The following is a 24,920-nucleotide window of genomic DNA, read 5'->3' on the forward strand; positions in this document are numbered from 1 at the left end:
TCGCCCGGAAGGAAACCCGGGCCGCGATCGAACCGTGACCAGAGTGGCGCCCATTCGGGTTACTCACGGGTAGCAATCGGACCAGGGAGCGTGCCACACTGCCCGGCATGGGCGAGCACGCTGAAGAGAAGGAAACCGCTGATCAGAAGACCCGGCGCAAGGTCGACTGGCGCGCCGGGAGCGGACGCGCGGCGGGGATACTGGCGAGTGTCGTCCGCTGGGTCGGCCTGGTCTTCGCGGCCATCCTGGTGCTGCACGTGGTCTTCGTGATCGGCGAAGCGAATCCCGACAACGGCATCGTGTCGTTCGTCCGCGGCTGGGCCGAGGGACTCCTCTTGGGCTTCAAGGATCTCTTCATGCCTGAAGACGCCAAGCTTCGCGTGCTGGTCAACTACGGCATCGCCGCGATCTTCTGGATGGTGGTCTCCGGAATTCTCGCCAAGATCATCCGGCGCGTGGGCGGTTCCGCCTAGCTTCGGAGCATTACGCTCGAAACATGCTCGGCGCCAGCCGACCTCGGGCGGTGCCTTACGAGATCGTCGCGATCGGGAGTTCGGCGGGCGGAGTCAAAGCACTCGTCAAGGTGCTGGGGGCCTTGCCCGCCGATTTCCCCGTGCCCTTGGTCATCGTCCAGCATCTCGACCCCCACCACGACACGATTCTCGCCGACCTCGCTTATCTCGCGCCGCCGGACCGGCATCTCCTGGTCGCCCCCGGCGGCAAGCTCGTGCTGTCGCAAGGTGACAAAGTGCGGTTCGTCCGGCCGTCGGCCGATTTGCTCTTCGCGTCCGTCGCCGAGGTCTACGGGGCCGCGGCCCTGGTCTGCGTGCTCACCGGAACCGGGTTCGACGGCTCGACGGGAGCGAAAGAGGTGACCGCCCGTGGCGGTACCGTAGTCGCCGAAGATCCGGATACCGCGGAATTCAAAGGTATGCCACAGGCTGTGGCGAATGCCGTGGCGGTCGACCTGGTGCTGCCGCTGGACGACATCGCGGGTGCGCTGGTGGCCCTGACCGAAAGGACGAGGTCACTGTGACCGCGCATGACGGCGAGGCGGAAGACGAGCGCGAGCTCGAATCCTTGCTGACGTTCATCGACGATTCCCGTGGCTTCGATTTCACCGGGTACAAGCGAACCTCTCTCGGCCGCCGGATCCGCAAGCGGATGCAGACCGTCGGCTTCGAGAAATATCCTGACTACCGCGATTTCCTGGAAAGCAACGCCGACGAGTTCCAGGAACTCTTCAATACCATTCTGATCAATGTCACCAGCTTCTTCCGGGACCCCGCCGCCTGGCATTACCTCCAGACGGTGGTCGTTCCCGAGCTGATCGCCAAGGCGGGCCCCGGCGGTGACATCCGGATCTGGAGCGCCGGCTGTTCGAGCGGGGAAGAGGCTTATACCCTCGCGATCCTCTTCGCCGAACAGCTCGGCGTCGAGGCGTCCACCAAGCAGGTCAAGATCTACGGCACCGACGTCGACGAAGAAGCCTTGCGCGAGGCCAGGGCCGGTGTGTACTCGCTCAAATCGCTCGAGAAGCTCCCCGACGAGTTGAAGGCGAAGTACTTCGAACCGAACGGCGCCCTGTTCGCCTTTCGCCGCGATCACCCGCCGGCGGGTGATCTTCGGCAGGCACGACATCACCCGCGACGCCCCGATCTCCCGGGTCGACCTGCTCGTCTGCCGCAACACTCTGATGTACTTCAACGTCGAAGCGCAGGCGAAGATCATCGAGCGGTTCCATTTCGCGCTCAACGACGGCGGCCACCTTTTCCTGGGCAAGGCCGAGATGCTGCTCGCCGACGGCTCCCGGTTCGAAGTCACCGACATGCGCAACCGGGTGTTCAAGGTCCAGGCGAGCGCGGCGGCGCGATCGGCACGCTTCGACCTCCGGGCGGCGGCAGGGATGGAGAAGATCAGCAGGCGTCAGGTGGTGGAGCTGGCCCTGGCTGCTTCACCCGACGCGGTGATGGGCATCGAACGCGACGGTACGGTCGCGGTCGTCAACGGCGCGGCGAGGCTTCAATTCGGGCTCTCCGCGAACATCGCGGGCACGCCCTTCCGAGATCTGGAGATCTCCTACCAGCCGATCGAACTCAGATCCTTGATCGACAGAGCCCACAACGAGCGTCGAAGCGTCCGGGTCAACGCCGTGCGCCGGGAAAAGGGCGACGGCGAGGTCCAGTACTTCGACATCATCGTCAAGCCCTTGCTCACCAGCGACGGTGAGGACCTCGGTGTCGCGATCACCTTCATCGACACCACCGAGGCGACCCGTCTCCAACAGGAAGTCAAACGGGTGCAGGAGGACCTCGCCACGGCCTACGCGGAACTCCAGTCGACCAACGCCGAACTCGAAACCGTCAACGAGGAACTTCAGTCCAGCATCGAGGAACTCGAAACGACGAACGAGGAACTTCAGTCCACCAACGAGGAACTCGAGACCACCAACGAGGAACTCCAGTCGGGCAACGAAGAACTCGAAACGATGAACGAGGAGATGCGGATCCGCACCGCGGAGCTGGACGAGGCACGCACGTTCCTCGAAGGGGTGCTGTCCAGCGTCGCTGCCGGAGTGGTCGTCCTCGACAGCGACCTTCTGGTGCGAAGCTGGAACCGCGGAGCCGAAGACCTGTGGGGAATGCGCGCCGACGAGGTCTACGGAGCCGACTTCTTCACCCTCGACTTCGGTTTGCCGACGGAAGGTCTTCGCGACATGGTCGAAATCTGCAACGAGACCGGCCATCGCGCACTCCCGGTCGAAACCGACGCGGTGGACCGGAAGGGCAGGCCGTTCGTCGCGTCCGTCAGCTGCTCACCGTTGAGCGGACCGGGCAGCGGCGTCGTACTGCTGATGGAGAAGCGACGGGAGTGAGCTCCGCGCCGCGCGCGATCACCGGCGACGGCCCGCTTTGACGGCTTTCGAAGGTGAAACCGTCAGCTCGCCGACCGTGAGACGCCGGCTCATCAGCGACGCGCACAGCTCCCCGATCTTCATGTTGTGGCCGCGGGCGTACCGGCGCAGCAGCAGAAAGGCCGCCTCCGGGCTGATCTCCAGCCGGGCGGACACCAGGCCCTTGGCCTGTTCGATGATCACCCGGCTGGTCAACGCGCCTTGGAGCTGCCCGGTCGTCGTGGTCAGCTTGGCGATGGCCTGGTGGTTGAGCATGCCGATCGTCGCGACGTCGGCGAGCGCGGCCGCGATCCTCAGATCCGCCACCGGGAGCGGCGTGGTCTCCGAGGTCAGGACCGTCACCGCGCCGAGCACGTCCTCGCGGCGGCTGAACGGGAACGCGTGAATCGACCGATAGCCGAGGGAAACCGCGGCCTGGCTCAGCCGGCGCCAGCGTGTCGTCGCCTCGGCGAGGAGCACGTTGACGACTTGCTCCCCGCCGTCCCGGCTGTCGACGCCGGGGCCTTCCTCGGCGAGGATCCGGTCGAGCGGTGCTGTCCCGAGCCGGTCGTCGGTGTTGATCACGACCGGGTGGTCGCCGACGGCTGCCAGGTGGACCGCCGACGAGGCGACGAGCTGGGCGTAACGATCCGCCACGCAGTGCCAGTATTTCGTCGGATCGAGAGCGGGCACGAGCGTGTCCGCCAGCTCCACCAAGGTGTCGGTGACCCATCTTTCGCGATTCTGCATGAAAATTCGGCCTTCCCGCGGATTGCAGTATCGAGAGGCACTTCCGGACGGGACCGCCGGAGTGCTTGGGGAAGAGTCAACGCTAGTCCTCTCGGTATGGCCGGGAAAGGCGCCTCACTCAGCCATCCGGGTCACATCCGCGGGAGGATCGCGAGCGTACGCTCGGTTCATGTGGGATCGCACCGGTGGCCGATACGACCAGGCGACCCTGCGCGATCTGGTCGAAACCGAACGAGGACGTGCGAATCGCGCGGCGCGCGTGGCTCTGCGCCACGAAAACCTGCTGGAAGCGGCCATCGAGATCATGCGCCCGTTCCATCTGCGGATGGCGGAACTGCACCGTGCCACGGAGAAGAGACATCGCGCCGCGGTCGAACTGCACACGGGCTACGCCGACGCGGTGAAAAGCTGGGCGGAGGGGCCCGAGCGGGCAGGACTTCCCCCGGCGTTCATGGCGGCGGTGGCCGAGGCGTCCGGCATCCGCAGCCTCGCGGTGACCTTGTTCACCAAGGGCGATGGCGGCGCCGCGGTCGTCGTCTCCGATCTCGTCGCCGCCAAGGTGAACGATCTGGAGTACGTCTTCGGCGAAGGACCCTCACTGGGAATCCCGTTCGAAACGGGGGTCTGCGGCGAGCGTGAATTGGTGAGCAGATGGCCCCGGTTCGGTCCCGCCGCGCGGGAACTCGGAGTCCGGGCGGTGGTTTCGGCTCGGCTGGGGCTGCTGGAATCCCCGATGGGAACCCTCATCGCGTATCGGCCCGAGCCCGAACCGGACGCGGAGATCGCCCGTTCGACGAAGGTGGTGGCCGACGTCCTCACCGACACCGCGCTGCATCCGGGCACGCGGCTCGACGTCGAGGACGGGCTGCCCGTGCATCCGTTGTTCGGCGACAGCGATCTGCGGGTGGTGGTGCATCAGGCCACGGGAATGGTCATGACCACCCATCACTGCACCGCCACGGACGCGCTGGCCCTCATCCGCGCGCACGCCTATTCCCTGGACGAGAGCGTCATCGAGGTCGCCCGCATGATCGTGAACCGGACGACGGCCCTCAACTGACTCCGAGCCTTTCGTAGGCCTCGACGGCGGCCTTCGGGTCGTCCGCCTGGAACTTCACGACGCGGACGGTCTCGGCCTTGCCGAGCGGACGGGTCACGGTGATCGGCTCGCGCAGTTCGGCGACCAGGTTCGTCTCGTAGAAATTGTCGTGGCTGAGCCAGGTCCCGTCGCGGAACTTCTGCGCCTTGAGCGGGTCGTGGCTCTCCTTCAGATGCCGCAGCGCGGCGACGTTCTCCCTCGGGATCCGCACGTCGTAGAACGAGCTCCAGCGCACCCGGACCTCACGCGACGAGACGACGTGCGGCCGCACGACGGTGCCGGCGTAGACCCCGAACACGAGCAGCACCGAGTACACGCCCAGGACGAGCAGCACCACGTCGACGACGATGCCGAAGTCGATCAGCCAGAAGAGACCGGCTTCGACCGCGCTCACCACGGCCATGACGACGAAGATCGCCTTGCCGTTCGCGCCGTAGGGCACGGCCACGGCGTCCCCGTCGACACCGTCCTCGCGGCGTCGCACATACAGCCAAAGCCCCGTCATCGTGCGGGATTCGTTGCGGACGAGATTGCGCAAAGCCCCCATGACCCCAGGTTAGCGATCGAAACGGGTCAGGATCTTCAGCGCGTCGGCGGATCCCGGGTCGTTCGGGGTGTAGATCTCCAGCCGGTGGTCGGGGCTGTCGGGCTGGAGCCACACCTGGTAGTCGACGTCGACCGAGCCGACCGTCGGATGCCGCAGAAGCATGGTGCCGACGGTGCAGTCGGCGACGTCACCGGTCGCCCAGAGCGTCGCGAACTCGTCGCTGCGCATGGTCAGTTCGCCGATGAGCCCGGCGAGGCGGGCGTCCGTGGGATGACGGCCCGCGGTCAGCCGCAGGTAGGCGACGTGGACGCGGGCGAGTTCGGCCCAATTGCCGAAAAGGTTCCTGGTGAGCGGGTCGAGGAAGAACATCCGCGGCACGGACGGCCGTCGTGCGGGGTCCTGGGGCGAGTCGAAGCCGACGTGTTCGGCGGTGAGCGCGTGCCCCGCGCGGTTCCAGGCGAGGACGTCGCCGCGTCTGCCGAGCACGACGGCGGGCACGGTCTCGCCGAGGTTCTCCAGCAGCGCGAGGACGCGGGGATGCGGGTCTTCCGGGCCGGGGTCGGACAGCTTCGGGAGGGCGGACTGCCGGGCGAGGTTGTGCAGGTGGCCGGTTTCGACGTCGTCGAGCCGGAGCGCGCGGGCGAGCGCGTCGAGCACCTGCCGTGAAGCGGTCTCGGCGAGTCCCTGCTCCAGCCGTGTGTAGTACCCGGCGCTCACCCCGGCGAGCTGGGCGAGTTCCTCGCGGCGCAGACCGGGCACCCGGCGGGAGGTGCCGTAGGTGCGCAGGCCGATCTCGGCGGGGGTCACCCGGTCACGACGGCTTTTGAGGTACACGCCGAGGCTTTCCATGACTTCGAGCCTAAGTTCCTTCGCGGCCGCGTGGGTGTACCCGCTGGGTGTACCCACGGCACGGGGATGGTTGCCACGACGGGACTGACCGACCGTCGAGGGCATGACAAGACAGCACAACCGGGCCTGGTTCGGCCTGCTGGTGATCCTCTGCCCGGTCTTCCTGGTCTCGATGGACGGGTCGATCCTGTTCCTGGCGATGCCCAGGATCAGCCAGGCGCTCACGCCGACGGCCGATCAGGCGCTGTGGATCCTGGACGTCTACGGCTTCGCGGTCGGCTCGCTGCTCATCGCGTTCGGCAACATCGGCGACCGGTACGGCAGGTTGAAGCTGCTGATGATCGGCGCCGCCGTGTTCGGCCTCGGTTCGGCGGGCGCGGCGTTCGCCCCGAACCCGGAGCTGCTCATCGCGTTCCGTGCCCTGATGGGGCTGGCGGGCGCGACCCTGCTGCCGTCCGCGCTGGCCGTACTGAGCGAACTCTTCCCCGATCCGCGACGACGGGCGCGGGCCATCGGCGTCTTCGCGGCCGCGTTCGCCACCGGTTTCGCGATCGGCCCGGTCGTCGGCGGTGTCCTGTTGGAGCGGTTCCCCTGGGGCTCGGTCTTCCTGGTCAATCTGCCGGTGATCGCGGTGTTCCTGGCGCTCGCGCCGGTGCTGCTCCGGGAGGTGCGGGCCACCCGGCCCGGACGGGTGGACGCGCTGAGCGTGGTGCTCTCCGCCGCCGGTCTGCTGCTCGCGATCCACGGGATCAAGCACGCCGCCGCCGACGGGCTGTCCGTCGTCGCGGTCTCCACGGGGATCGCCGGGGCCGGGCTGCTGTGGTGGTTCGTCCGGCGCCAACGTGGTCTCGACCACCCGCTGATCGAGTTCTCCCTGTTCCGCGACCGCGTCTTCACGATCGCGGTCGTCACCGGGTTGCTGCCCCTCGCCGCGTGGTCGGCGGCCGCGTACCTGTCGGGGATCCATCTGCAGTCCGTGCTCGGCCTGCCCGTCCTGCACGCGGCGCTGCTGGCACTGCCCGGGGCGGCCGTGCTCACGACCCTGTGCGTCGTCACGCCCGCCCTGGTCGACCGCGTCGGCAAGCGCGCGGCGCTGGTCGCCTGCCACTTCTCCATCGCCCTCGGGCTGGCGCTGCTGCTCATGACCGGCGTCACGGGCGTGGCGGGCTGGTACGTCGCCTCGACCGTGGTCGCCGGAGTCGGCTACGGCATCTCGTTCAGCGTGGTGGCCGACACGGCCGTCGGTGCGGTGCCCGCCGAACGGGCCGGGGCGGCGGGCGCGATCGCCGAGACCAGCAACGAGATCGGCAACGCGCTGGGAATCGCGCTCATGGGGTCGCTCGCCGCGCTGGTGTTCCGCCTGGCCGGTCCGGGCCTCGCGCCCACGCTCGGCGAAACCCTCCAGCGTCCGGGGATCGCGCCCACGGACATCGTTGACGCGAAGGAGGCCTTCGTCGCGGGTCTGCACACCGCCGTCGCGGTGCTGAGCCTGCTTCACGCCGGGCTCGGTGTCCTCGCCCTGCGCTGGCTCCCTCAGTCGGAGAGGGCGCTCGCGCCCCAGGTGTCGGCGTAGGCGAATTCCGCCAGCGGGACGCGGTCGCGCGGCGCCTTCTCACGCTCGATCCGCCAGTCCTCTTCGAGTACCGAGGGGTCCGCGGGGTGGCCGACGGCGATGGCGACCTTGGGGACGACGTCGTCGGGGAGCCCGAAGAAGTCCGTCGCCGCCTCGGCGGAGAAACCGGCCATCTGGTGCGCGATCAAGCCGAGCTCGACGGCCTGGAGCACGAGGTTCTCGGTCGCGAGACCCAGCCCGTACTCGGCGTACGGGACCTCGCCCTTCTCGTTCGTGGTCACCATCACGCCGATCAGCAGCAGACCGGCGCGATGGGCCCACGCGCTGTTGCCCGAGTTGAGCGTCGAGAGGATCCGGTCGAACGACGGCGTGCCCCGGAGGCCGACCAGGTAGCGGGCGGGCTGGGTGTTGCCGAACGACGGCGCCCAGCGGGCCGCTTCGAGCAGCGCGCGGACCTGGTCTTCGGTGACCGTGGCGGTCTCGTCGTAGGCGCGAGGGCTCCACCTGGCGGCCATGATCGACGCGATCGGGGTACTCGTATCGGCGGGCTTGTGCATGGCTCGGGAAGATACAGCGGAGCGAAGCTCCTCGTTTGAGGGTGGCGGCGGGGGCATGGATGGATAACAAGGGGTGCTCTCCGTCACTAAAGTGAAAGCCCTCCGACTATTTCGTTGGTGTTAAGGAAGATTTACTTCGAGAAGTCCCTGAAGTGGTGGTCAGGCCCACTTACGAGGGTGGCGGGCGTGCGTGACCCCGGTAGGCTTTCGCCCAAATAAGGGACGCGGGGGCTCCTCGGTGCCCACCAGGAGCACGCCCGGCCCGTCGAGGAGGTTCGGGCGTGGCCCTCGTGGTCCAGAAGTACGGCGGTTCGTCGCTGGAAAGTGCCGACCGGATCAAACGCGTCGCGGAACGCATCGTCGCCACCAAGAAGGCGGGCAACGACGTCGTCGTCGTCTGCTCCGCCATGGGAGACACGACGGACGAGCTGCTCGACCTGGCTCAGCAGGTCAACCCGGCGCCGCCGGAACGCGAGATGGACATGCTGCTCACCGCCGGTGAGCGCATCTCCAACTCGCTGGTGGCGATGGCGATTTCGGCGCAGGGCGCGGAGGCCTGGTCGTTCACCGGTTCGCAGGCCGGTGTGGTGACGACGTCCGTGCACGGCAACGCGCGGATCATCGACGTCAGCCCCAGCCGCGTGACGGAAGCCCTCGACCAGGGCTACATCGCGCTGGTGGCGGGGTTCCAGGGCGTGTCCCAGGACACCAAGGACATCACCACCCTCGGCCGCGGCGGCTCGGACACCACCGCCGTCGCGCTGGCCGCGGCGCTCAACGCCGACGTCTGCGAGATCTATTCCGATGTGGACGGTGTGTACACCGCCGATCCCCGGGTCGTTCCCGACGCGCGCAAGCTCGACACCATCGCCTACGAGGAGATGCTGGAGCTGGCCGCGAGCGGGTCGAAGATCCTGCACCTGCGCTCGGTGGAGTACGCGCGCCGCTACGGCGTCCCGATCCGAGTCCGTTCTTCCTACAGTGACAAGCCGGGCACCACCGTGACCGGTTCTATCGAGGAGATCCCCGTGGAACAAGCGTTGATCACCGGTGTGGCGCACGACCGCTCCGAGGCCAAGATCACGGTGACCGGCGTGCCCGACACCGCCGGTGCCGCCGCCCGGATCTTCCGCGTGATCGCCGACAACGAGATCGACATCGACATGGTGCTGCAGAACGTGTCGAGCACGTCGTCCGGCCGCACCGACATCACCTTCACGCTGTCGAAGGCCAACGGGGCCAAGGCCGTCCAGTCGCTGGAGAAGATCAAGGGCGAGATCGGTTTCGAGTCGGTCCTGTACGACGACCATGTCGGCAAGGTGTCGCTCGTCGGCGCGGGGATGCGTTCGCACCCCGGTGTCACGGCGACGTTCTGCGAGGCGCTCGCGCAGTCGGGCGTGAACATCGAGATCATCAACACCTCCGAAATCCGGATCTCGGTCCTGATCCGGGACGCGCAGCTCGACGACGCGGTGCGCGCGATCCACGAAGCATTCGAACTCGGCGGCGACGAAGAAGCCGTCGTCTACGCGGGGAGTGGTCGCTGATGGCTGAAGGTTTGCGAGTAGGGGTCGTCGGGGCGACCGGTCAGGTCGGCGGCGTCATGCGCCGTCTGCTGGCCGAACGGGGTTTCCCGGTCGCCGAAATGCGGTACTTCGCTTCGGCGCGGTCCGCGGGCTCGAAACTTCCTTGGGGTGACGGGGAAATCGTCATCGAGGACGCGACGACCGCGGATCCGTCCGGTTTGGACATCGCGCTGTTCTCCGCCGGCGGCTCGACCTCCAAGGCGCAGGCGGAGCGGTTCGCCGCCGCGGGCGCCACGGTGATCGACAACTCGTCGGCCTGGCGCATGGACCCCGAGGTCCCGCTGGTCGTCAGCGAGGTCAACCCGGAGGCGGTCAAGGAGGCGCGCAAGGGGATCATCGCGAACCCCAACTGCACCACCATGGCCGCGATGCCGGTGCTCAAGCCGCTGCACGCCGAAGCGGGCCTGGTGCGGCTGGTCGCCAGCACGTATCAGGCGGTGTCCGGCAGCGGGCTCGCCGGTGTCGAGGAGCTGGAAGGCCAGCTGGCCGCGGCGGCGCCGAACGCGGGCGCGCTGACCCACGACGGCGCGGCGGTGACCTTCCCCGAGCCGAAGAAGTACGCGCGGACCATCGCGCACAACGTCCTCCCGATGGCCGGGTCCATTGTGGACGACGGCGAGTTCGAGACGGACGAAGAGAAGAAGTTCCGCAACGAGAGCCGCAAGATCCTGAGCATCCCGGAGCTGCGCGTCTCCTGCACCTGTGTGCGGGTGCCGGTGTTCTCGGGGCACTCGATCTCGATCAACGCGGAGTTCTCGCAGGCGCTTTCGGTCGCGCGCGCGACCGAGCTGCTGACCGGCGCGCCCGGCGTGGAACTGTCGGACATCCCGACGCCGCTGCAGGCCGCGGGCCAGGACCCGTCGTACGTCGGGCGGCTGCGGACGGACCCGGGCGTCGACGGCGGTCGTGGTCTGGCGCTGTTCCTGTCGAACGACAACCTGCGCAAGGGCGCGGCGCTCAACGCCGTGCAGATCGCGGAACTTCTCGCCGCGAACTCCTGACCAGCTTCACGCGTTTAGTCCTCTGAATGCGTCAAGCGCGTGAAGGGGGCCTTCACGCGCGGGCCGGGAAAGCATCGCATTCAGAGGACTAAACGCGGAGCCCTCGCGCGACGCGGTTGTGACGCCTGGGGCCTCCGTGCCTGCCCGCAAGTCCGTGAAGGCCTCCTTCACTACCTTGAGGGTAGGCAAGGAGGCCTTCACGGACCGGCGCGGTGCGGGGACCGGCCGGCTGCAATGAAGGGGCCTTTCATAGCAAAATTTGCGATGAAAGGCCCCTTCATTGCACGCGCGGCACCGGCCACCACCGCATTCAGAGGACGAAACGCGTCAGGGCTTCGTAGCCCCGAAGCAGGCCGCGTACCGCGTTGCGAGGAACTCGGCCCGCGCGTCCCCGCTGTAGGCCCACATCCCGCCGTCGGCCCGCGTCCCCAGGTGCCGGAACTGCTCGACGGCCTCGTCGAAGCGCCCGTTCTCCACGAGCGCCTTCGCCGCGTAAGCCCGGTCCGAGCGCGTCGACGGGTGGTCCCGCCCTTCGCCGTCGAGCCACGCCACGATTCCGTCGAGCGCGCCGGTGACCCGCGGGTCACGCCACGCGGGAACGTCCTGGAACTCGGCCTCGTGCGCGGCGATCAGCAGCAGCGGAGCCAGCTTCGGCGACTTCGCCGCGGCGGTCTCGGCGAACTCCCACATCTTCTCGTTCGAGCCGAACCACTTGGCGCACCAGTACTGCAGCGCCCGGGTGTGCGCCCCGCGGTGCTGCGGGTCGCGTTCGACGAGTTCCGCCCAGACTTCGAGGTACTGGTCGTTCTCGTACTGCCGCCCCATCGCGATCGCGAGCGCGGTCACCCACGGCGTCGGATCCTCGGGAGCGAGCTCCGACGCCTCGCGCGCCGCCTCCTCGGCCTGCTCCAGCACCCGGAAGAACGCGGCGAACTGCTCTTCGGAGACGTGCTTCGCCATCAGCCCGCTGCGCACCTCCCACGCCACGTGCACCAGCGATTCCGCGTTGACCAGCGCCACATCCGCGTCACCGGGGCGGGCCTGGCGCCACGCGCGCAGCCACTCGTCGTCCTTCGCGGCGGCCTCGCCGAGCGCGCCGGTCACCAGGTTGCGACGGTCCCAGTCACCCCAGGTCGACGCCAGCAGCGCGGCGGCTCCCTTCCATTCGCCACGGGCGGTCGACTCCTGGACGGCGAGGACCTCTTCGTCGGTCCAGTACTCCTTGGTCGACACCTCGCCGTCGGCAGGAAGACCCCAGCGCGTGACGTCCGGGATCTTGCCCTTGAACTTGGGCTTCTTCGGCGGCAGCATCGCGGCGAGCTCTTCCGGCGACATGGTCGCGGTGAGCTCGTCGACCTCGATGCCGCGCCGCTTCGCCTCTTTCATCAGCGCGAAGACGGCCTTGCGTTCACGGGATTTGAGCAGCCAAAGCATTGAAACTCCTTACGAACGAACAAGAGTGGGTGACGGCCGGTAGCCGGCGGGCACCCCGGCGGCCGTCAGCAGCGCGCGCAGTGGCGCGGTGTCGGATTCGGCCGCGGCGGCCTTGTCGAGCGCGGGCACCAGCTCGTCCTTCAGTGGCTCGTCCAGGACGAACGGGGCCGGACCGGACCACGACAGCGACCAGCGACCGGCGCCGACGTCGGTGAGCGCCGCGTGCGCCACGATAGCCAGCCGTCCGCGGACCGACGCCGAAGCGAACTCCCGGCGGGCGCGGGAGCCGGCCCCGGCGGGCAACTTCGAGGCAGCGTCGGCAGCGTCGGCTAGCTCCTCGTGCCTGCCCGCGTCGAGCAGGTCCAGCGCCATGTCCAGGGTGCGTTCTCCGAGGACCTCGGCGGCCGCTTCGGCGGCGACGTGACGTCGGCCGATGGCGACCAGGGACTGCCAGTCGGTCCGCCGTTTGCTGTGCGCCTCGTCGGAAAAGACGGTGAACAGCGCCTCGTCGAGCATCTTCTCGGCGCCGGTCAGCAGTTCGGTCGCCGGAAGCTCGCCGCCGGGGCGGACCGGGAACCGGGCGCCCGCTTCGAGCGTCGCGACGCGGTCCCGGGTGGCCGGGTGCGTGTCCCACCGCGAGGTTTTCTCCTCCGACGGGTTCCGCCGCATCTCCTCCATCTGCTCCGCCCTGGTCGGGTCGGTGAGCAGCGCGCGGTAGCCCTCGCCGAACCGGTCCGGCAGGTAGCCCGCGTCCCAGCCGATCGCGGCGTAGTTGTTCATGAAGAACCGCCAGGTGACGGCCAGAGCTTCGATCTCGCGCAGGGCCGAGGCCGCCGCGTCGGTGCCGGCGAGCCGTGCCGAGACGGCGTCTGCCGCGAGTTCCTGGTCCCGGCAGACGCTCATCGAGACCATGAAGTACAGCTTCGCGTACTGCCTGAAGAGCCAGCCGACGAAGCGCTCGAAGTAGCCGTCGCGGCCCAGGCCGTTGACCACCCGCGCGATGGACTTGCGCCCGCGATAGGTCAGCGCGGAGAACCGGGTGTCCTTGTTGCTGTAGTGGCCCAGTTCGTGCGCGAGCACCGCGCGGAACTGGTCCTGGCGCAGGCCCATGAGCAGCGGGACGCCGATGATCATCCGGCGGCGCAGCACCCGCAGCCCGAGCCACGACGTCCGCTCGGTGACCGCCGCGTTGACGTCGGCGTCGAGGTAGATCTCGTCCGGCGGACGGGTGCCCGCCTCGTCCGCCAGCTCCCGGACCAGCGCCCACAGGGCGGGCTGGGACTCCGGTGTCACGGCGACACCGGGTACGTCGTCGTCGGTCGCCCGCTCGACCGTTAGCAGGGTCTTGAGCAGGATCCAGCCGACCGGAACGGTGATGATGCCGAGCTTCGCCGCGGTGAAAACGTTGTGCCGCAGCGCCAGCACTTCGAGCGCCACGATCCCGCCCACGAAAGCCAGCACGAGCAGCGGGAACCCGGCGAGCAAAACGGCAGCGAGCAGCCCACGTAGAGACTTCACTGTGAAACTGACCTTCCCCAGAGTTGGTGTACCCCCGACACCGAGCGCTCATTGTGCCCGAAGCGCCCTCCCCGGCCGATCACTTTTCGAATACGATCGAAGGCTTCGCGATGAACATCACCTCACGCGCGGTGGTCGCTTGTGGACTGTCCACTGTGGATATCAGTAAATGCGTTGTCCGGTTCGTCCGGCCCGTGCATGCTCAGCGGTGACAAAACGTTTTCCACGAAAGGAAAGTCATGTACACGGCGGTCGAAGGCTCGCGGGTTCCGATCCGGATGTGGGCCGACCCCACGTCGGTCGAAGACCAGGCCATGCGACAGCTGCACAACGTCGCCAACCTGCCGTGGGTGCACGGCGTCGCGGTCATGCCCGACGTCCACTACGGCAAGGGCGCGACCGTCGGCAGCGTGATCGCGATGCGCGACGCCGTGTCCCCGGCCGCCGTCGGCGTGGACATCGGCTGCGGGATGAGCGCGGTACGGACCTCGCTCACCGCCGCCGATCTGCCCGACGACCTGCTGAAGCTCCGCCGCCGGATCGAATCGGCCGTCCCGGTCGGGTTCGGCCTGCACAAGACGCCGGTGAACCCGGCGAAGGTGCACGGTGTCGGTGGCTGGGACGCGTTCTGGAAGTCCTTCGGCGACCTTCATTCCGGCGTCCAGGAGCTGCACGACCGTGCCGCCCGCCAGATCGGGAGCCTCGGTGGCGGCAACCACTTCATCGAGGTCTGCCTGGAGCAGGGCGGCGACGACGAAGGCCGCGTCTGGCTGATGCTGCACTCGGGCTCGCGCAACATCGGCAAGGAGCTCGCGGAACGGCACATGGCCGTCGCCCGGAAGCTGCCGCACAACGCGGACCTGCCGGATCCGGACCTCGCGGTGTTCGTCGCGGGCACCCCGGAGATGCAGGCGTACCGGCGCGACCTGTTCTGGGCGCAGGACTACGCGGCGCGCAACCGCGCCACCATGGTCGCGCTCGTGAAGCAGGCGCTGAAGGACGTCGTCCCGCAGACGACGTTCGACGACGCGATCTCGTGTCACCACAACTATGTCGCGGAAGAGACCTACGACGGCGTCGAACTGCTGGTGACCCGCAAGGGCGCGATCCGCGCGGGTTCCGGTGACCTCGGGATCATCCCGGGCAGCATGGGCACCGGTTCGTACATCGTGCGCGGTCTCGGGAACGCGTCGTCCTTCCAGTCCGCGTCGCACGGCGCGGGCCGCCGGATGTCGCGGAACAAGGCCAAGAAGCTGTTCACCGCCGAGGACCTCGCCGCGCAGACCGCCGGGGTGGAATGCCGCAAGGACTCCGGTGTGGTGGACGAGATCCCGGCCGCGTACAAGGACATCGAAACGGTCATCAAGGCGCAGACGGATCTCGTCGAGGTGGTCGCGCACCTCAAGCAGGTCGTCTGCGTGAAAGGCTGAATTACCGGGCGATTCGTGGGTGGTGGTCAGGGGAACCCGACATACCACCCACGAAATCGCTACCCTGAAAGCATGAAGAGGTTGGTATTCGCGGCGCTCCTGGCGACCGCCGGATTCACGCTGGCCGGCTGCGCCGAGGTCACGAACGCGGTGGATCAGACGAACAAGGCCGCGACGAAGGTCGGTGCCTGCGCCGAGGCGCTCAGCCTCGCCGACCTCAACCCGGACCCGGCGACGCTCAAGGAGCGGGCCGCGGACAAGGAGAAGCGCCTGCGCGAGCTGGCGAACAGCGTCGGCGAGCAGGACGTGGCGGGCGCGCTCACCGGCATGGCCGATTCGTACTTGCAGGCCCAGAAGGAGAACATCCACGACGCGGGCAAGATCGCGGACTGGACCAAGCGCAACATCGACCGGCTGGATGCGCTCCGCAAGGTCTGCGCCTGACTCTCTCGCGTTTCGTCCTCTGAATGCGGTAGTTGGCGACACGAACTACCGCATTCAGAGGACGAAACGCGTCAGGAGGAAGTGAGCGCGGGCACCTGAGCGGGGGTCCGGGAGCGCCGCCAGAACAGGCCGACCGAAGCGATCGCCAGCGCGCCCAGCGCCGACGCCGCGAATCCCCACCCGGGGCTGGAGTGGTCGATCACGAACCCGATGATCGGGCTCCCGACGGCCAGCCCGATCCGGCTGGCCGCGTCCAGCAGGCCCATCGCCTCGCCACGCACCCGTGCCGGCGCCGCCGCGCTGACCGTCTCCGTGCTCGCCGCGAGCGTCGGCGCGCACAGCACGTTGCTCGGGAAGAGCACGATCGCCAGCAGCCACCACGGGTGGTCGATCAGCCCGACCGGCAGCGTCAGCACCGCGAGCAGCAGCATCAGCGTGCCCTGCGAAAGCGACCGCCGGACCGCGCCGTGGATCGCCCCGCCGAGCACGGACGCGACGCACATGAACGTGATCAGCAGCCCGGACCAGGCGATGTCGCCGCTCGCGCGCAGCGTCGCCAGCGCGGCGAGCTCCATGCCGACCAGGCAGAACAGCGCACCGGCGGCGATGAACATCGCCATCACGAGCCGTCCGGTGAGCCAGCTCCGCACGGACGGCCGCTCCCCGGTGACCACCTCGGTGTCGGCTTCGGAGCGGATCGGCGGGTTCAGCCGGTAGATCAGCGTCGCCGAAAGCGCGAAGCAGACACCGATGCCGGTGAGCGCGTAGACCGCGGGCAGCTGCGTGATCGCCATGATCCCGGCCGACGGCCCGATCATGAACGACGCCTCCACGAAGATCGTGTCCAGCGAGTAGGCGGCCCGCCGCTGCTCCAGCGGCACGAGCGCGGTGAGCACCAGCCGCGCGAGCGTCCCGGCGGGCACCGACAGCACGCCGGCGGGGAGCGAGACGGCCAGCAGCGCCTCGTACGGCAGATGCGGCGCGCTGATCCAGAACGTGCTCGACGCCACGCCGCAGATCGCGACCACCGGCCGCAGCCCGTAGCGGTCGACGTACCGGCCGACGAGCGGCGCCCCGATCGCGCTGCCGAGCGTGGTGGCCGCGCCGACCAGCCCGGCGGCCCCGTAGCCGCGGCCGAGGTCGTTGACGACGTACAGCGTCATCGTCACGCCCATGGCCGTCATCGGCAGCCGTGCCAGGAACATCAGCAGCATCGAACTGGGGACTCCGGGCACGGCCAACACGCAACGGTACGGAGCTAGGGCCATGATCCGATGAGAACCCAACTTGGTACGCGCGTGCAAGTTTTTTTCGCGAGGTCGATCACCCGCGCCGGGGTGTTTTCTTGACTGATTCCATTTTACGCGAGAGGGTGGGTGAGCCAGGTCGTCCACGAAGTGCTGAGCGCGCGCACTCGGGCGAAGCTGGTGTGGCTGACCGCTCCACCACCACGAACCAGGAGGCACCGGCGTGACCTTGCCGACCACGAACAACGTGGGCATCCCCGTCGCCAGCGACAACGACTCGCTGACGGTGGGTGCCAACGGCCCGATCCTGCTCCAGGACCACTACCTGATCGAGAAGAACGCCCAGTTCAACCGTGAGCGCGTCCCGGAGCGCGTCGTCCACGCCAAGGGCGGCGGTGCGCACGGCTTCCTCGAGGTCACCGAGGACGTCAGCCAGTTCACGAAGGCCGCCCTGTTCCAGCCGGGCGTGCGGACCGAGAGCCTGGTCCGCTTCTCGTCGGTCGCCGGTGAGAACGGCTCGCCGGACACCTGGCGTGACCCGCGCGGTTTCGCGGTGAAGTTCTACACCTCCGAGGGCAACTACGACCTCGTCGGCAACAACACCCCGGTGTTCTTCATCCGCGACCCGATCAAGTTCCCGGACTTCATCCACTCGCAGAAGCGCCGCGCCGACAACCACCTGCGCGACCACGACATCCAGTGGGACTTCTGGACGCTGCGGCCCGAATCCGCGCATCAGGTCACCTGGCTGATGGGCGACCGCGGCATCCCGTCGAACTGGCGCGAGATGGACGGCTTCGGCTCGCACACCTACCTGTGGGAGAACGCCGGCGGCGAGAAGTTCTGGGTCAAGTATCACTTCAAGACCGACCAGGGCATCGGCTACCTGCCCCAGGCCGACGCGGACCGCATCGCGGGCGAGGACTCGGACTACTACATCCGCGACCTGTTCAAGAACATCGAGAAGGGCAACCACCCCAGCTGGACGCTGTACGTCCAGGTGATGCCCTACGCCGAGGCCGCGGACTACCGCTTCAATCCGTTCGACCTGACCAAGGTGTGGCCGAAGGGCGACTACCCGCTGATCAAGGTCGGCCGCTGGGTGCTCGACCGCAACCCGGCGAACTACTTCGCCGAGATCGAGCAGGCCGCGTTCGAGCCGTCCAACCTGGTGCCGGGCATCGGCCCGTCGCCGGACAAGATGCTGCAAGGCCGCCTGTTCGCGTACCCGGACGCGCACCGCTACCGGATCGGCGCGAACTACACGCAGCTGCCGGTCAACGCGCCGAAGTCCCCGGTGAACAGCTACTCGCGCGACGGCGCGATGCGCTACAACAACCCGGGCGACCCGGTGTACGCGCCGAACTCCAAGGGCGGCCCGCACGCGAACGCGGAGATCGCTTCCGAGACCTCGTCGGGCTACGGCGTCGAGGACGAGGTCATTCGCTCGGCGTACAAGCTGCACGCCGAGGACGACGACTTCGGCCAGCCGGGCACGCTCGTGCGCGAGGTGATGGACGACGCGCAGCGTGAGCGGCTCGCGAACAACATCATCGGCCACGCTTCGAACGACGTCTCGCGGCCGGTGCTGGAGCGCGTCTTCGAGTACTGGCGGAACGTGGACAAGGACCTCGGCGACAAGGTCGCGGACGCCTTCCGCGAGTAGAACGACCTCTCCTCCGAGAGGCTGCTCCCACCACCGGAACGCACCCGGTGCGCGACATCCCCCGCGCACCGGGTGCGTTTCCATGTCCCCACTCGCATGTGAAACCAGAAGACGCCGTGGCGTGCGTGGGGGACACCCCGAGTGGAGCAGTAAGACACGCCTGTCCGACGGAGTGATGAAGCCAAACGATCACCGTTTACACCGCTGTGGGTGAACGAAACGCACCACGGTGTCGACCGGTCACCGGTAGTCATAAAACAGCGGGAAAAGGGTGATCTTCAGGGGGAGGCACAAGATTTCGACGTTAATCAATTGCGGGGGTCTTCACCGGGAATGAATCCGGCACGTAAGGGTTAGAAAATGGTTCCAACCGGTGATCGGGTGGTGTTCGGCCGATACGGCGGGTATCGATTTACCTCGTCAGGTCCCAGAGGCCAGGAGGTAAGGGAATGAAAGGCAACATTGCCCGGACGATTGCCGCGGTAGCCGCGGGCAGTCTGTTGGCGGTGGCCTCAGCCGGCGCCGCGACGGCTAGTACCGATGGTGGAAAGGGTTCGTCGAATACGCAGGCGCTCGCCGCGCAGGTGCTGCAGATGCGAGACGGCCTCACCAAGGTCGCGTACGGCGGCGACGTCGCCAAGACGCGGGCGGACTTGGACAAGCTGAGCCCCGTCCTCGGTGACATCGCGGCGGGCAAGCGCTACCAGATCCAGACCGAAACGCAGAAGCTCGGCGACCTCGCGCAGGGCCGCTCCGTCGAGTCCAGCAGGCTGCTGGCCGACCCGACGGCCAAGGCGCGCCAGCTGCCGCCGCTGCCAGTGCCGATCCCGTCGCTGCCGGACCTTCCCGGACCGCTGAAGATCGTCAGCGACCTGGTGAAAGCCCTGTTGACGGCCGTGACCGGCATTCTCGCGGGCCTGCTCGGCGGACTCCCCGTCCCGCCGCTGCCGGTGCCGCCCGTACCGCTTCCCACGCCCTAATATCGCCGCGCTGTGCTGTCTCCGCGCGCTGACGGAAACCTTTCGCAGGGCGCGGGTTCGAGGCCCGCTCACGCAGGCAGGTAGGGGCGCCCTACAAAAGGTTTCCGTGGCCTTCGGCCAAAAGAGGCGCGCGGGGTGAAGTCTCTCGTCGCGCTGACGCGCTTCCGAGAGACAGGCGTGGGTCGTTAGAAGATCGTCAGGGTTCGCCGTGCAGGGCGGCGGGCCATGAAATGGGGGCCGGAGCCCGGGTGGGGACATTCCTCCTCACCCGGGCTCTGGCCGTCACTTCGGGGCGAGGCCCAGCCGCAGGGCACCCGCGGCTTCGGCGGTCGCTTCCCGGAACCGGCGGCCGACGCCGAGGAAGTTGATGTACCCGTGAATCAGGTCCGGCTGGCGGCTCAGCGCCACCGGCACCCCGGCCTTCCGCAATTTCTCCGCGTAAGCCTCACCCTCGTCGCGCAGCGGATCGAAACCGGCCGTCGCGATATACGCGGGCGGCAATCCGGAAACGTCGCCGTGCAGCGGGGAGAGTTTCGGGTTGTACAGATCGGTGCCCTTCGGCACGTAATGCCCTTCGAACCAGGTCATATCCGAATCGGTGAGGAACAGGTCCTCCGCGAACAATTCCCGGGAACGACGGCGAACGGTGAAATCCGTCGCCGGATAGAACAGCAGCTGGAACGCCGGGATCCCGCCGCCGCGTTTCACCGCCTGCTGCGCTGTCACCGCCGCGAGGTTCCCGCCCGCGCTGTCACCGCCGACGGCGATGCGGGCCGGGTCGGCGCCCAGGTCCCGCGCCTTGGCGAAGGCGTACTCGAACGCCGCGATCGCGTCATCGGTGGCGCCGGGGAACCGCGTCTCGGGCGCGAGCCGGTACTCCACCGACAGGACCCGCACCCCGGCCTGTTTCGCCAGGTAGCGGACGGTGTTGTCGTGGGAGACGCGGCTGCCGACCACCCAGCCGCCGCCGTGGAAGAACACCAGCAGCCCGGACGGGTCCGGCAGCCCGGCGGGCGTGTAGAGCGTGGCGGGCACGTCTCCGTCGCCCGTCGGGATCAGCAGTTCCCTGGTGGCGACGGGCTCGATCGTCGGCCCACTGACCAGGTGCCTGCTCGCCAGCAGCATGCGGCGCGACTCTTCGACGGTTCCCCGCACCAGGGATGCCTTCGCCAGCTTCTGGAGGCGAAGCAGCAGCTGGGCGTCGAGGGCGAGCTCCTGTCCGTCCAGGCGGAGTGGAGGCCCGGCGATGGCCCGTCTGACCGGCCCTGGGAGCCAGAACGCCAGCTGCGAGAACGCGGCCTCGGCACGGATCTGGAGCGGTATCGCCATGTCTCCTCCTGGGGGCTTCCCGACAGGTTACTTGCGAGTAGGTAGGCCGTCCAGCGGAACGGACGGCCGTTGAGGCGAACGGGTGTGACGCAGGACTCCGTTCCAGATCCTGGTCCTCCACTTAAGTAGAGGGGTTAGCCTCGAAAGCGTGACTTCGACGAACGCGGTTCATGTCCTCGGTATCGGCGGCTCCCTGCGGGAGGGCTCGCAGTCCGAGCGCGCGCTGCGCATCGCCCTGGACGGCGCGGCCGAGGCCGGGGTCACCACCGAACTGATCTCCGGTCCCGAACTGGTGCTGCCGTTCTACGACACCGCGTTGGCGGAGCGGCACGAAAGGGCCGTTCGTCTGGTCGAGGCGATCCGCCGCGCCGACGGGATCGTCGTGGTCTCGCCCGGGTATCACGGCGCGTTGTCCGGTCTGGTCAAGAACGCCCTGGACTACGTCGAAGACCTGCGTGACGACGCCCGTCCGTACCTCGACGGCCGCGCGGTCGGCCTGGCCGCCGTCGCGTTCGGCTGGCAGGCCGCCGTCACCACGCTGGAGCAGCTGCGCACGATCACGCACGCGCTGCGCGGCTGGGCCACCCCTTTGGGTGGTTCGATCAACACCGCGGAGACCAAGTTCGACGAGGCGGGCGGCGCCTCGGACGACAAGACCGTCCGCACTCTTCGCCTGATCGGGAGCCAGGTCGCCGGGTTCGCGCTGAGTCGCGCCGGTCACTAGTCGTTTGTTTCGGCCCACGTCCGGGTAATTCCCGGACGTGATGCCTGCCATGGGGTGGCAAGGTTTCGCGGTTGCGGGACGTTGGCACCACAGAGACGCTCAACGGGGCGTGTCTTGAACCAGGAGGTAGGCGAAGAATGGCTGAGGCTCTGTACACCGCTGTTGCCACCGCTCGCGGCGACGGCCGCAACGGTGAGGTCACGTCCTCCGACGGCGTCATCGACGAGTCGCTGGCGGTCCCGAAGGAGATGGGCGGGCCGGGCGGGGACAAGACCAACCCCGAGCAGCTGTTCGCCGCCGGTTACTCCGCCTGTTTCCATTCCGCTCTCCAGGTCGTCGCGCGCCAGGCCAAGGTGAAGCTGGCCGGTTCGACCGTCTCCGCCGAGGTCAGCGTGCTCAAGCAGGGCGAGGGTTTCGGCCTCGCCGTCGCACTCAAGGTTTCGCTGCCCGGTCTGGAGCAGGCGCAGGCCGATCAGCTCGTCGAGCAGGCGCACCAGGTGTGCCCGTACTCGAACGCGACCCGAGGGAACATCGAGGTCGCGCTGTCCGCGACGGTCTGATCCCGTCCAAGGCAGGTCCACTCCCGAACCGACTGATTTCCGAAAGGAAGACCGAAGATGGGCAAGTCCCCGATCAAGAGTCCGTTGAGCGACGCCGACAAGGAGATCACCGGTAACGCCTTGCAGGCCACGCTGGTCGATCTGGTGGATCTGTCGCTGATCGCGAAGCAGGCCCACTGGAACGTCGTCGGCGCGAACTTCCGCAGTGTGCACCTTCAGCTCGACGAGCTGGTCGACACCGCGCGCCAGTACACCGACGAGGTCGCCGAGCGCGCCAACGCCATCGGTGTCTCGCCGAACGGCCAGGCGAAGGCCGTCGTGGAGAGTTCCGGCCTGCCGGACTATCCCGACAACTGGCAGTCCGTCGAGTCCACGGTGGCCGCGATCGTCGATATCCTCGCGGCGCTGATCGAGCGCCTGCGCAAGCGCATCGACGAGACCGACAAGAGCGATCTGGTCACCCAGGACCTCCTGATCGCGATCACGCAGGAGCTCGAGAAGGCGCACTGGATGTGGCAGGCGCAGCAGGCCTGACCCTCCCTCTCACGCGGCGCGCAAGCGCAATGAAGGGGCCTTTCATCGCAAAATTTGCGATGAAAGGCCCCTTCATTGCACGTCAGAGGGCCGACCGAGGTGCCACCGGAGGCTTCCGCGGTTAGGTTCGGGTCCATGGTGCTGCACAAGGGGAAAGCGACCGATCCGGACCGCAAGAGCGGGGCCAACCCGTTGTACGCCGGCGCGTATCCCGCGCTCGCCGCGAACATCCGCCTCCCGCACGACAGCCTCGCCGAGGATCCGCTGCCCGCCGACACCGCGCTCCAGCTGGTGCGCGACGAGCTGATGCTCGACGGAAACGCCCGGCTCAATCTCGCCACGTTCGTCACCACGTGGATGGAGCCGCAGGCCCGCGAGCTGATGGCCGAATGCGTCGACAAGAACATGATCGACAAGGACGAGTACCCGCAGACGGCGGAACTCGAGCGCCGGTGCGTGAACATCCTCGCCGATCTGTGGCACGCGCCCGATCCCACCGAGGTCATGGGTTGTTCCACGACGGGCTCCTCGGAAGCCTGCATGCTCGCCGGGATGGCGTTCAAGCGCCGCTGGTCGAAGTTGGGGCGCACCGGGAAGCCGAATCTGGTGATGGGCGCGAACGTCCAGGTGTGCTGGGAGAAGTTCTGCGAGTACTGGGAGGTCGAGCCGCGGCTGGTGCCGATGGACGGCGACCGCTTCCATCTCACGGCGGACGAGGCGATCGCCCGGTGCGACGAGAACACCATCGGCGTCGTCGCGATCCTGGGGTCCACTTTCGACGGCAGCTACGAGCCGGTCGCCGAGATCGCGGCCGCGCTCGACGGGCTGCAGGAGCGGTCCGGTTGGGACATCCCGGTGCACGTCGACGGCGCTTCGGGCGCGATGATCGCGCCGTTCCTGGATCCGGAGCTGAGCTGGGATTTCCGGCTGCCGAGGGTGGCGTCGATCAACACGTCGGGGCACAAGTACGGGCTGGTCTATCCGGGCGTCGGCTGGGTGTTGTGGCGTGACAAGGCGGCGTTGCCCGACGAGCTCGTCTTCAACGTCAACTATCTCGGTGGCGACATGCCGACTTTCGCGCTGAACTTCTCGCGTCCCGGTGCCGAGGTGGCCGCGCAGTACTACACGTTCGTCCGGCTCGGGCGTGAAGGTTTCCGTGCGGTGCAACAGGCTTCGCGAGATGTGGCCACCCAGCTGGCGGACGGGATCGCCGAGCTCGGGCCGTTCGAGTTGCTGACGCGCGGTGATCAGCTGCCCGTGTTCGCCTTCACGACGAAGGCGGACGTCGAGGGCTTCGATGTCTTCGACGTGTCTCGACGGCTTCGGGAGCGTGGGTGGCTTGTCCCGGCCTATACGTTCCCGGAGAACCGGACGGATCTCGCGGTGCTGAGGATCGTGGTGCGCAACGGTTTCACGCATGACCTCGCGGATCTGCTGCTGGACGATCTGCGGCGGCTGCTGCCGGAGCTCGATCACCGGCCGCGACGGCGGACGGCGTTCCATCACTGAGCCGGGTGCCCTGCGTCACGCCGGATTTCCCCGGGCCCTACCGGCGCGTAACGTCGGGGGGTATGGGAGTCGCCGGAGACGAACGTCGTGCGTTGAGCGAGCTTTTCGAAGAGGTCGGCCCGGACGCGCCGACTTTGTGCGCGGGCTGGAAGACGCGGGATCTCGCGGCTCATCTGCTGGTCCGGGAGCGGCGGCCGGACGCGGCGCCGGGGATCCTGGTGCCCGCTCTGGCGTCGTACACGCAGCGGGTGCAGGACTCCTATGCCGCGCGGCCGTGGACCGAGGTCGTCGGGAAGGTGCGGTCGGGTCCGGCCTGGTTCTGGCCGACGTCGATCGGCGCGCTCGACGAGCTGGCGAACAGCGCGGAGTTCCTGATCCACCACGAGGACGTCCGTCGTGGTCAGCCCGGCTGGGAACCGCGTCCGGCCGAGTCCACGCGGGACGCGGCGGCGTGGAAGTCGGCGAAGCAGGCGTCGAAGCTGAACCTGCGGAAATCACCGGTCGGCGTGGTCCTGAAGACGCCTGAAGGGCGCGAAGCCCGGGTGAAGGAAGGCCCGGACACGGTGACCGTGGTCGGTGCGCCGATCGAGCTGCTGCTGTTCGTCTTCGGCCGCGACGCGGCCCGGATCACCTTCGAAGGGGACGCCTACGCCGTCGACCGTCTGCGGAAACACGATCGCGGCCTCTAGA

Annotated in this window: 24 protein-coding genes and 1 pseudogene; 17 read left to right on the top strand and 8 right to left on the bottom strand. The window is 68.0% G+C overall.

Features of this window, described 5'->3' with window-relative positions; all coding sequences use genetic code 11:
• The first annotated feature begins 107 nt into the window (after positions 1–107).
• The 4 genes and pseudogenes from CFP71_RS03125 to CFP71_RS45300 all read left to right on the top strand — a co-directional run bounded on the left by CFP71_RS03125 (position 108) and on the right by CFP71_RS45300 (position 2,875).
• Positions 108–473, top strand: coding sequence for a hypothetical protein (locus CFP71_RS03125; protein ID WP_093932306.1), 366 nt, complete (start codon positions 108–110; stop codon positions 471–473).
• A gap of 23 nt (positions 474–496) precedes the next feature.
• The gene (locus CFP71_RS03130; RefSeq protein ID WP_093932307.1) at positions 497–1,036 is read left to right on the top strand and encodes a chemotaxis protein CheB; all 540 of its coding nucleotides are present in this window, start codon (positions 497–499) and stop codon (positions 1,034–1,036) included.
• Positions 1,033–1,515: pseudogene (locus CFP71_RS45675) on the top strand (CheR family methyltransferase); the annotation flags it as partial. The gene CFP71_RS03130 and the pseudogene CFP71_RS45675, both read left to right, overlap by 4 nt.
• A gap of 103 nt (positions 1,516–1,618) precedes the next feature.
• The gene (locus CFP71_RS45300; protein ID WP_341866876.1) at positions 1,619–2,875 is read left to right on the top strand and encodes a PAS domain S-box protein; all 1,257 of its coding nucleotides are present in this window, start codon (positions 1,619–1,621) and stop codon (positions 2,873–2,875) included.
• An 18-nt stretch (positions 2,876–2,893) separates the two neighbouring features.
• On the opposite strand, the gene CFP71_RS03140 is transcribed toward CFP71_RS45300, so the two are convergent.
• Positions 2,894–3,643 (bottom strand): ANTAR domain-containing protein, encoded by a 750-nt coding sequence (locus tag CFP71_RS03140; RefSeq protein ID WP_093932308.1) that lies wholly within the window; start codon positions 3,641–3,643, stop codon positions 2,894–2,896.
• A gap of 169 nt (positions 3,644–3,812) precedes the next feature.
• Here CFP71_RS03140 and CFP71_RS03145 point away from each other — a divergent pair, with 169 nt between their 5' ends.
• Positions 3,813–4,703, top strand: coding sequence for an ANTAR domain-containing protein (locus CFP71_RS03145; protein ID WP_093932309.1), 891 nt, complete (start codon positions 3,813–3,815; stop codon positions 4,701–4,703).
• Here the strand turns inward: CFP71_RS03145 and CFP71_RS03150 are convergent.
• Positions 4,696–5,289: a hypothetical protein gene (locus tag CFP71_RS03150; RefSeq protein WP_244199543.1), complete on the bottom strand. Its 594-nt coding sequence runs from the start codon at positions 5,287–5,289 to the stop codon at positions 4,696–4,698. The genes CFP71_RS03145 and CFP71_RS03150 overlap by 8 nt on opposite strands.
• 9 nt (positions 5,290–5,298) lie before the next feature.
• Positions 5,299–6,138: a helix-turn-helix transcriptional regulator gene (locus tag CFP71_RS03155; protein WP_093932310.1), complete on the bottom strand. Its 840-nt coding sequence runs from the start codon at positions 6,136–6,138 to the stop codon at positions 5,299–5,301.
• Positions 6,139–6,241: 103 nt separating this feature from the next.
• Here CFP71_RS03155 and CFP71_RS03160 point away from each other — a divergent pair, with 103 nt between their 5' ends.
• Positions 6,242–7,711 carry an MFS transporter gene (locus CFP71_RS03160; protein WP_093932311.1) on the top strand — a complete coding sequence of 490 codons (1,470 nt, stop codon included), beginning with the start codon at positions 6,242–6,244 and terminating at the stop codon, positions 7,709–7,711.
• Here the strand turns inward: CFP71_RS03160 and CFP71_RS03165 are convergent.
• Entirely contained in the window at positions 7,672–8,268 is a 597-nt protein-coding gene (locus CFP71_RS03165; RefSeq protein ID WP_093932312.1) for a nitroreductase family protein, read from the bottom strand. The genes CFP71_RS03160 and CFP71_RS03165 overlap by 40 nt on opposite strands.
• Before the next feature lie 281 nt (positions 8,269–8,549).
• On the opposite strand from CFP71_RS03165, the gene CFP71_RS03170 reads away from it, so the two are divergent.
• Both CFP71_RS03170 and CFP71_RS03175 read left to right on the top strand, forming a co-directional pair.
• On the top strand, positions 8,550–9,815 hold the full coding sequence (locus CFP71_RS03170) for an aspartate kinase (protein ID WP_093932313.1): 1,266 nt from the start codon (positions 8,550–8,552) through the stop codon (positions 9,813–9,815).
• Positions 9,815–10,855, top strand: a complete 1,041-nt coding sequence (locus CFP71_RS03175; protein ID WP_093932314.1) for an aspartate-semialdehyde dehydrogenase — start codon at positions 9,815–9,817, stop codon at positions 10,853–10,855. The genes CFP71_RS03170 and CFP71_RS03175 overlap by 1 nt, the downstream gene beginning before the upstream one ends.
• Before the next feature lie 327 nt (positions 10,856–11,182).
• On the opposite strand, the gene CFP71_RS03180 is transcribed toward CFP71_RS03175, so the two are convergent.
• Both CFP71_RS03180 and CFP71_RS03185 read right to left on the bottom strand, forming a co-directional pair.
• Positions 11,183–12,289, bottom strand: coding sequence for a DUF4034 domain-containing protein (locus CFP71_RS03180; protein ID WP_093932315.1), 1,107 nt, complete (start codon positions 12,287–12,289; stop codon positions 11,183–11,185).
• 9 nt (positions 12,290–12,298) lie between these two features.
• Positions 12,299–13,807, bottom strand: coding sequence for a M48 family metallopeptidase (locus CFP71_RS03185; protein ID WP_093932316.1), 1,509 nt, complete (start codon positions 13,805–13,807; stop codon positions 12,299–12,301).
• Between the two features lie 239 nt (positions 13,808–14,046).
• On the opposite strand from CFP71_RS03185, the gene CFP71_RS03190 reads away from it, so the two are divergent.
• Positions 14,047–15,237, top strand: coding sequence for an RtcB family protein (locus CFP71_RS03190; protein ID WP_093932317.1), 1,191 nt, complete (start codon positions 14,047–14,049; stop codon positions 15,235–15,237).
• A gap of 72 nt (positions 15,238–15,309) precedes the next feature.
• Positions 15,310–15,681 (top strand): hypothetical protein, encoded by a 372-nt coding sequence (locus CFP71_RS03195; protein WP_093932318.1) that lies wholly within the window; start codon positions 15,310–15,312, stop codon positions 15,679–15,681.
• 71 nt (positions 15,682–15,752) lie between these two features.
• On the opposite strand, the gene CFP71_RS03200 is transcribed toward CFP71_RS03195, so the two are convergent.
• Positions 15,753–16,895 carry an MFS transporter gene (locus tag CFP71_RS03200; protein ID WP_093932319.1) on the bottom strand — a complete coding sequence of 381 codons (1,143 nt, stop codon included), beginning with the start codon at positions 16,893–16,895 and terminating at the stop codon, positions 15,753–15,755.
• Positions 16,896–17,151: 256 nt separating this feature from the next.
• Between CFP71_RS03200 and CFP71_RS03205 the strand changes: the two genes are divergently transcribed.
• Both CFP71_RS03205 and CFP71_RS03210 read left to right on the top strand, forming a co-directional pair.
• On the top strand, positions 17,152–18,594 hold the full coding sequence (locus tag CFP71_RS03205) for a catalase (RefSeq protein ID WP_093932320.1): 1,443 nt from the start codon (positions 17,152–17,154) through the stop codon (positions 18,592–18,594).
• 449 nt (positions 18,595–19,043) lie between these two features.
• Entirely contained in the window at positions 19,044–19,574 is a 531-nt protein-coding gene (locus tag CFP71_RS03210) for a hypothetical protein (RefSeq protein WP_093932321.1), read from the top strand.
• A gap of 282 nt (positions 19,575–19,856) precedes the next feature.
• On the opposite strand, the gene CFP71_RS03215 is transcribed toward CFP71_RS03210, so the two are convergent.
• Positions 19,857–20,903, bottom strand: coding sequence for an alpha/beta hydrolase (locus CFP71_RS03215; protein WP_093932322.1), 1,047 nt, complete (start codon positions 20,901–20,903; stop codon positions 19,857–19,859).
• Between the two features lie 148 nt (positions 20,904–21,051).
• On the opposite strand from CFP71_RS03215, the gene CFP71_RS03220 reads away from it, so the two are divergent.
• The 5 genes from CFP71_RS03220 (at position 21,052) to CFP71_RS03240 (ending at position 24,919) form a co-directional block, all read left to right on the top strand.
• On the top strand, positions 21,052–21,627 hold the full coding sequence (locus tag CFP71_RS03220) for an NADPH-dependent FMN reductase (RefSeq protein ID WP_093932323.1): 576 nt from the start codon (positions 21,052–21,054) through the stop codon (positions 21,625–21,627).
• Between the two features lie 137 nt (positions 21,628–21,764).
• Positions 21,765–22,187 carry an organic hydroperoxide resistance protein gene (locus tag CFP71_RS03225; RefSeq protein ID WP_093932324.1) on the top strand — a complete coding sequence of 141 codons (423 nt, stop codon included), beginning with the start codon at positions 21,765–21,767 and terminating at the stop codon, positions 22,185–22,187.
• Between the two features lie 57 nt (positions 22,188–22,244).
• The gene (gene dps, locus CFP71_RS03230; RefSeq protein WP_093932325.1) at positions 22,245–22,721 is read left to right on the top strand and encodes a DNA starvation/stationary phase protection protein Dps; all 477 of its coding nucleotides are present in this window, start codon (positions 22,245–22,247) and stop codon (positions 22,719–22,721) included.
• A 135-nt stretch (positions 22,722–22,856) separates the two neighbouring features.
• Complete coding sequence (gene gad / locus CFP71_RS03235; protein WP_093932326.1) at positions 22,857–24,230, top strand: glutamate decarboxylase; 1,374 nt, start codon at positions 22,857–22,859, stop codon at positions 24,228–24,230.
• 62 nt (positions 24,231–24,292) lie between these two features.
• On the top strand, positions 24,293–24,919 hold the full coding sequence (locus tag CFP71_RS03240) for a TIGR03085 family metal-binding protein (protein WP_093932327.1): 627 nt from the start codon (positions 24,293–24,295) through the stop codon (positions 24,917–24,919).
• Position 24,920: the final 1 nt, after the last annotated feature.

The organism is Amycolatopsis thailandensis, from assembly GCF_002234405.1.
In the GTDB taxonomy this organism is placed as follows: domain Bacteria; phylum Actinomycetota; class Actinomycetes; order Mycobacteriales; family Pseudonocardiaceae; genus Amycolatopsis; species Amycolatopsis thailandensis.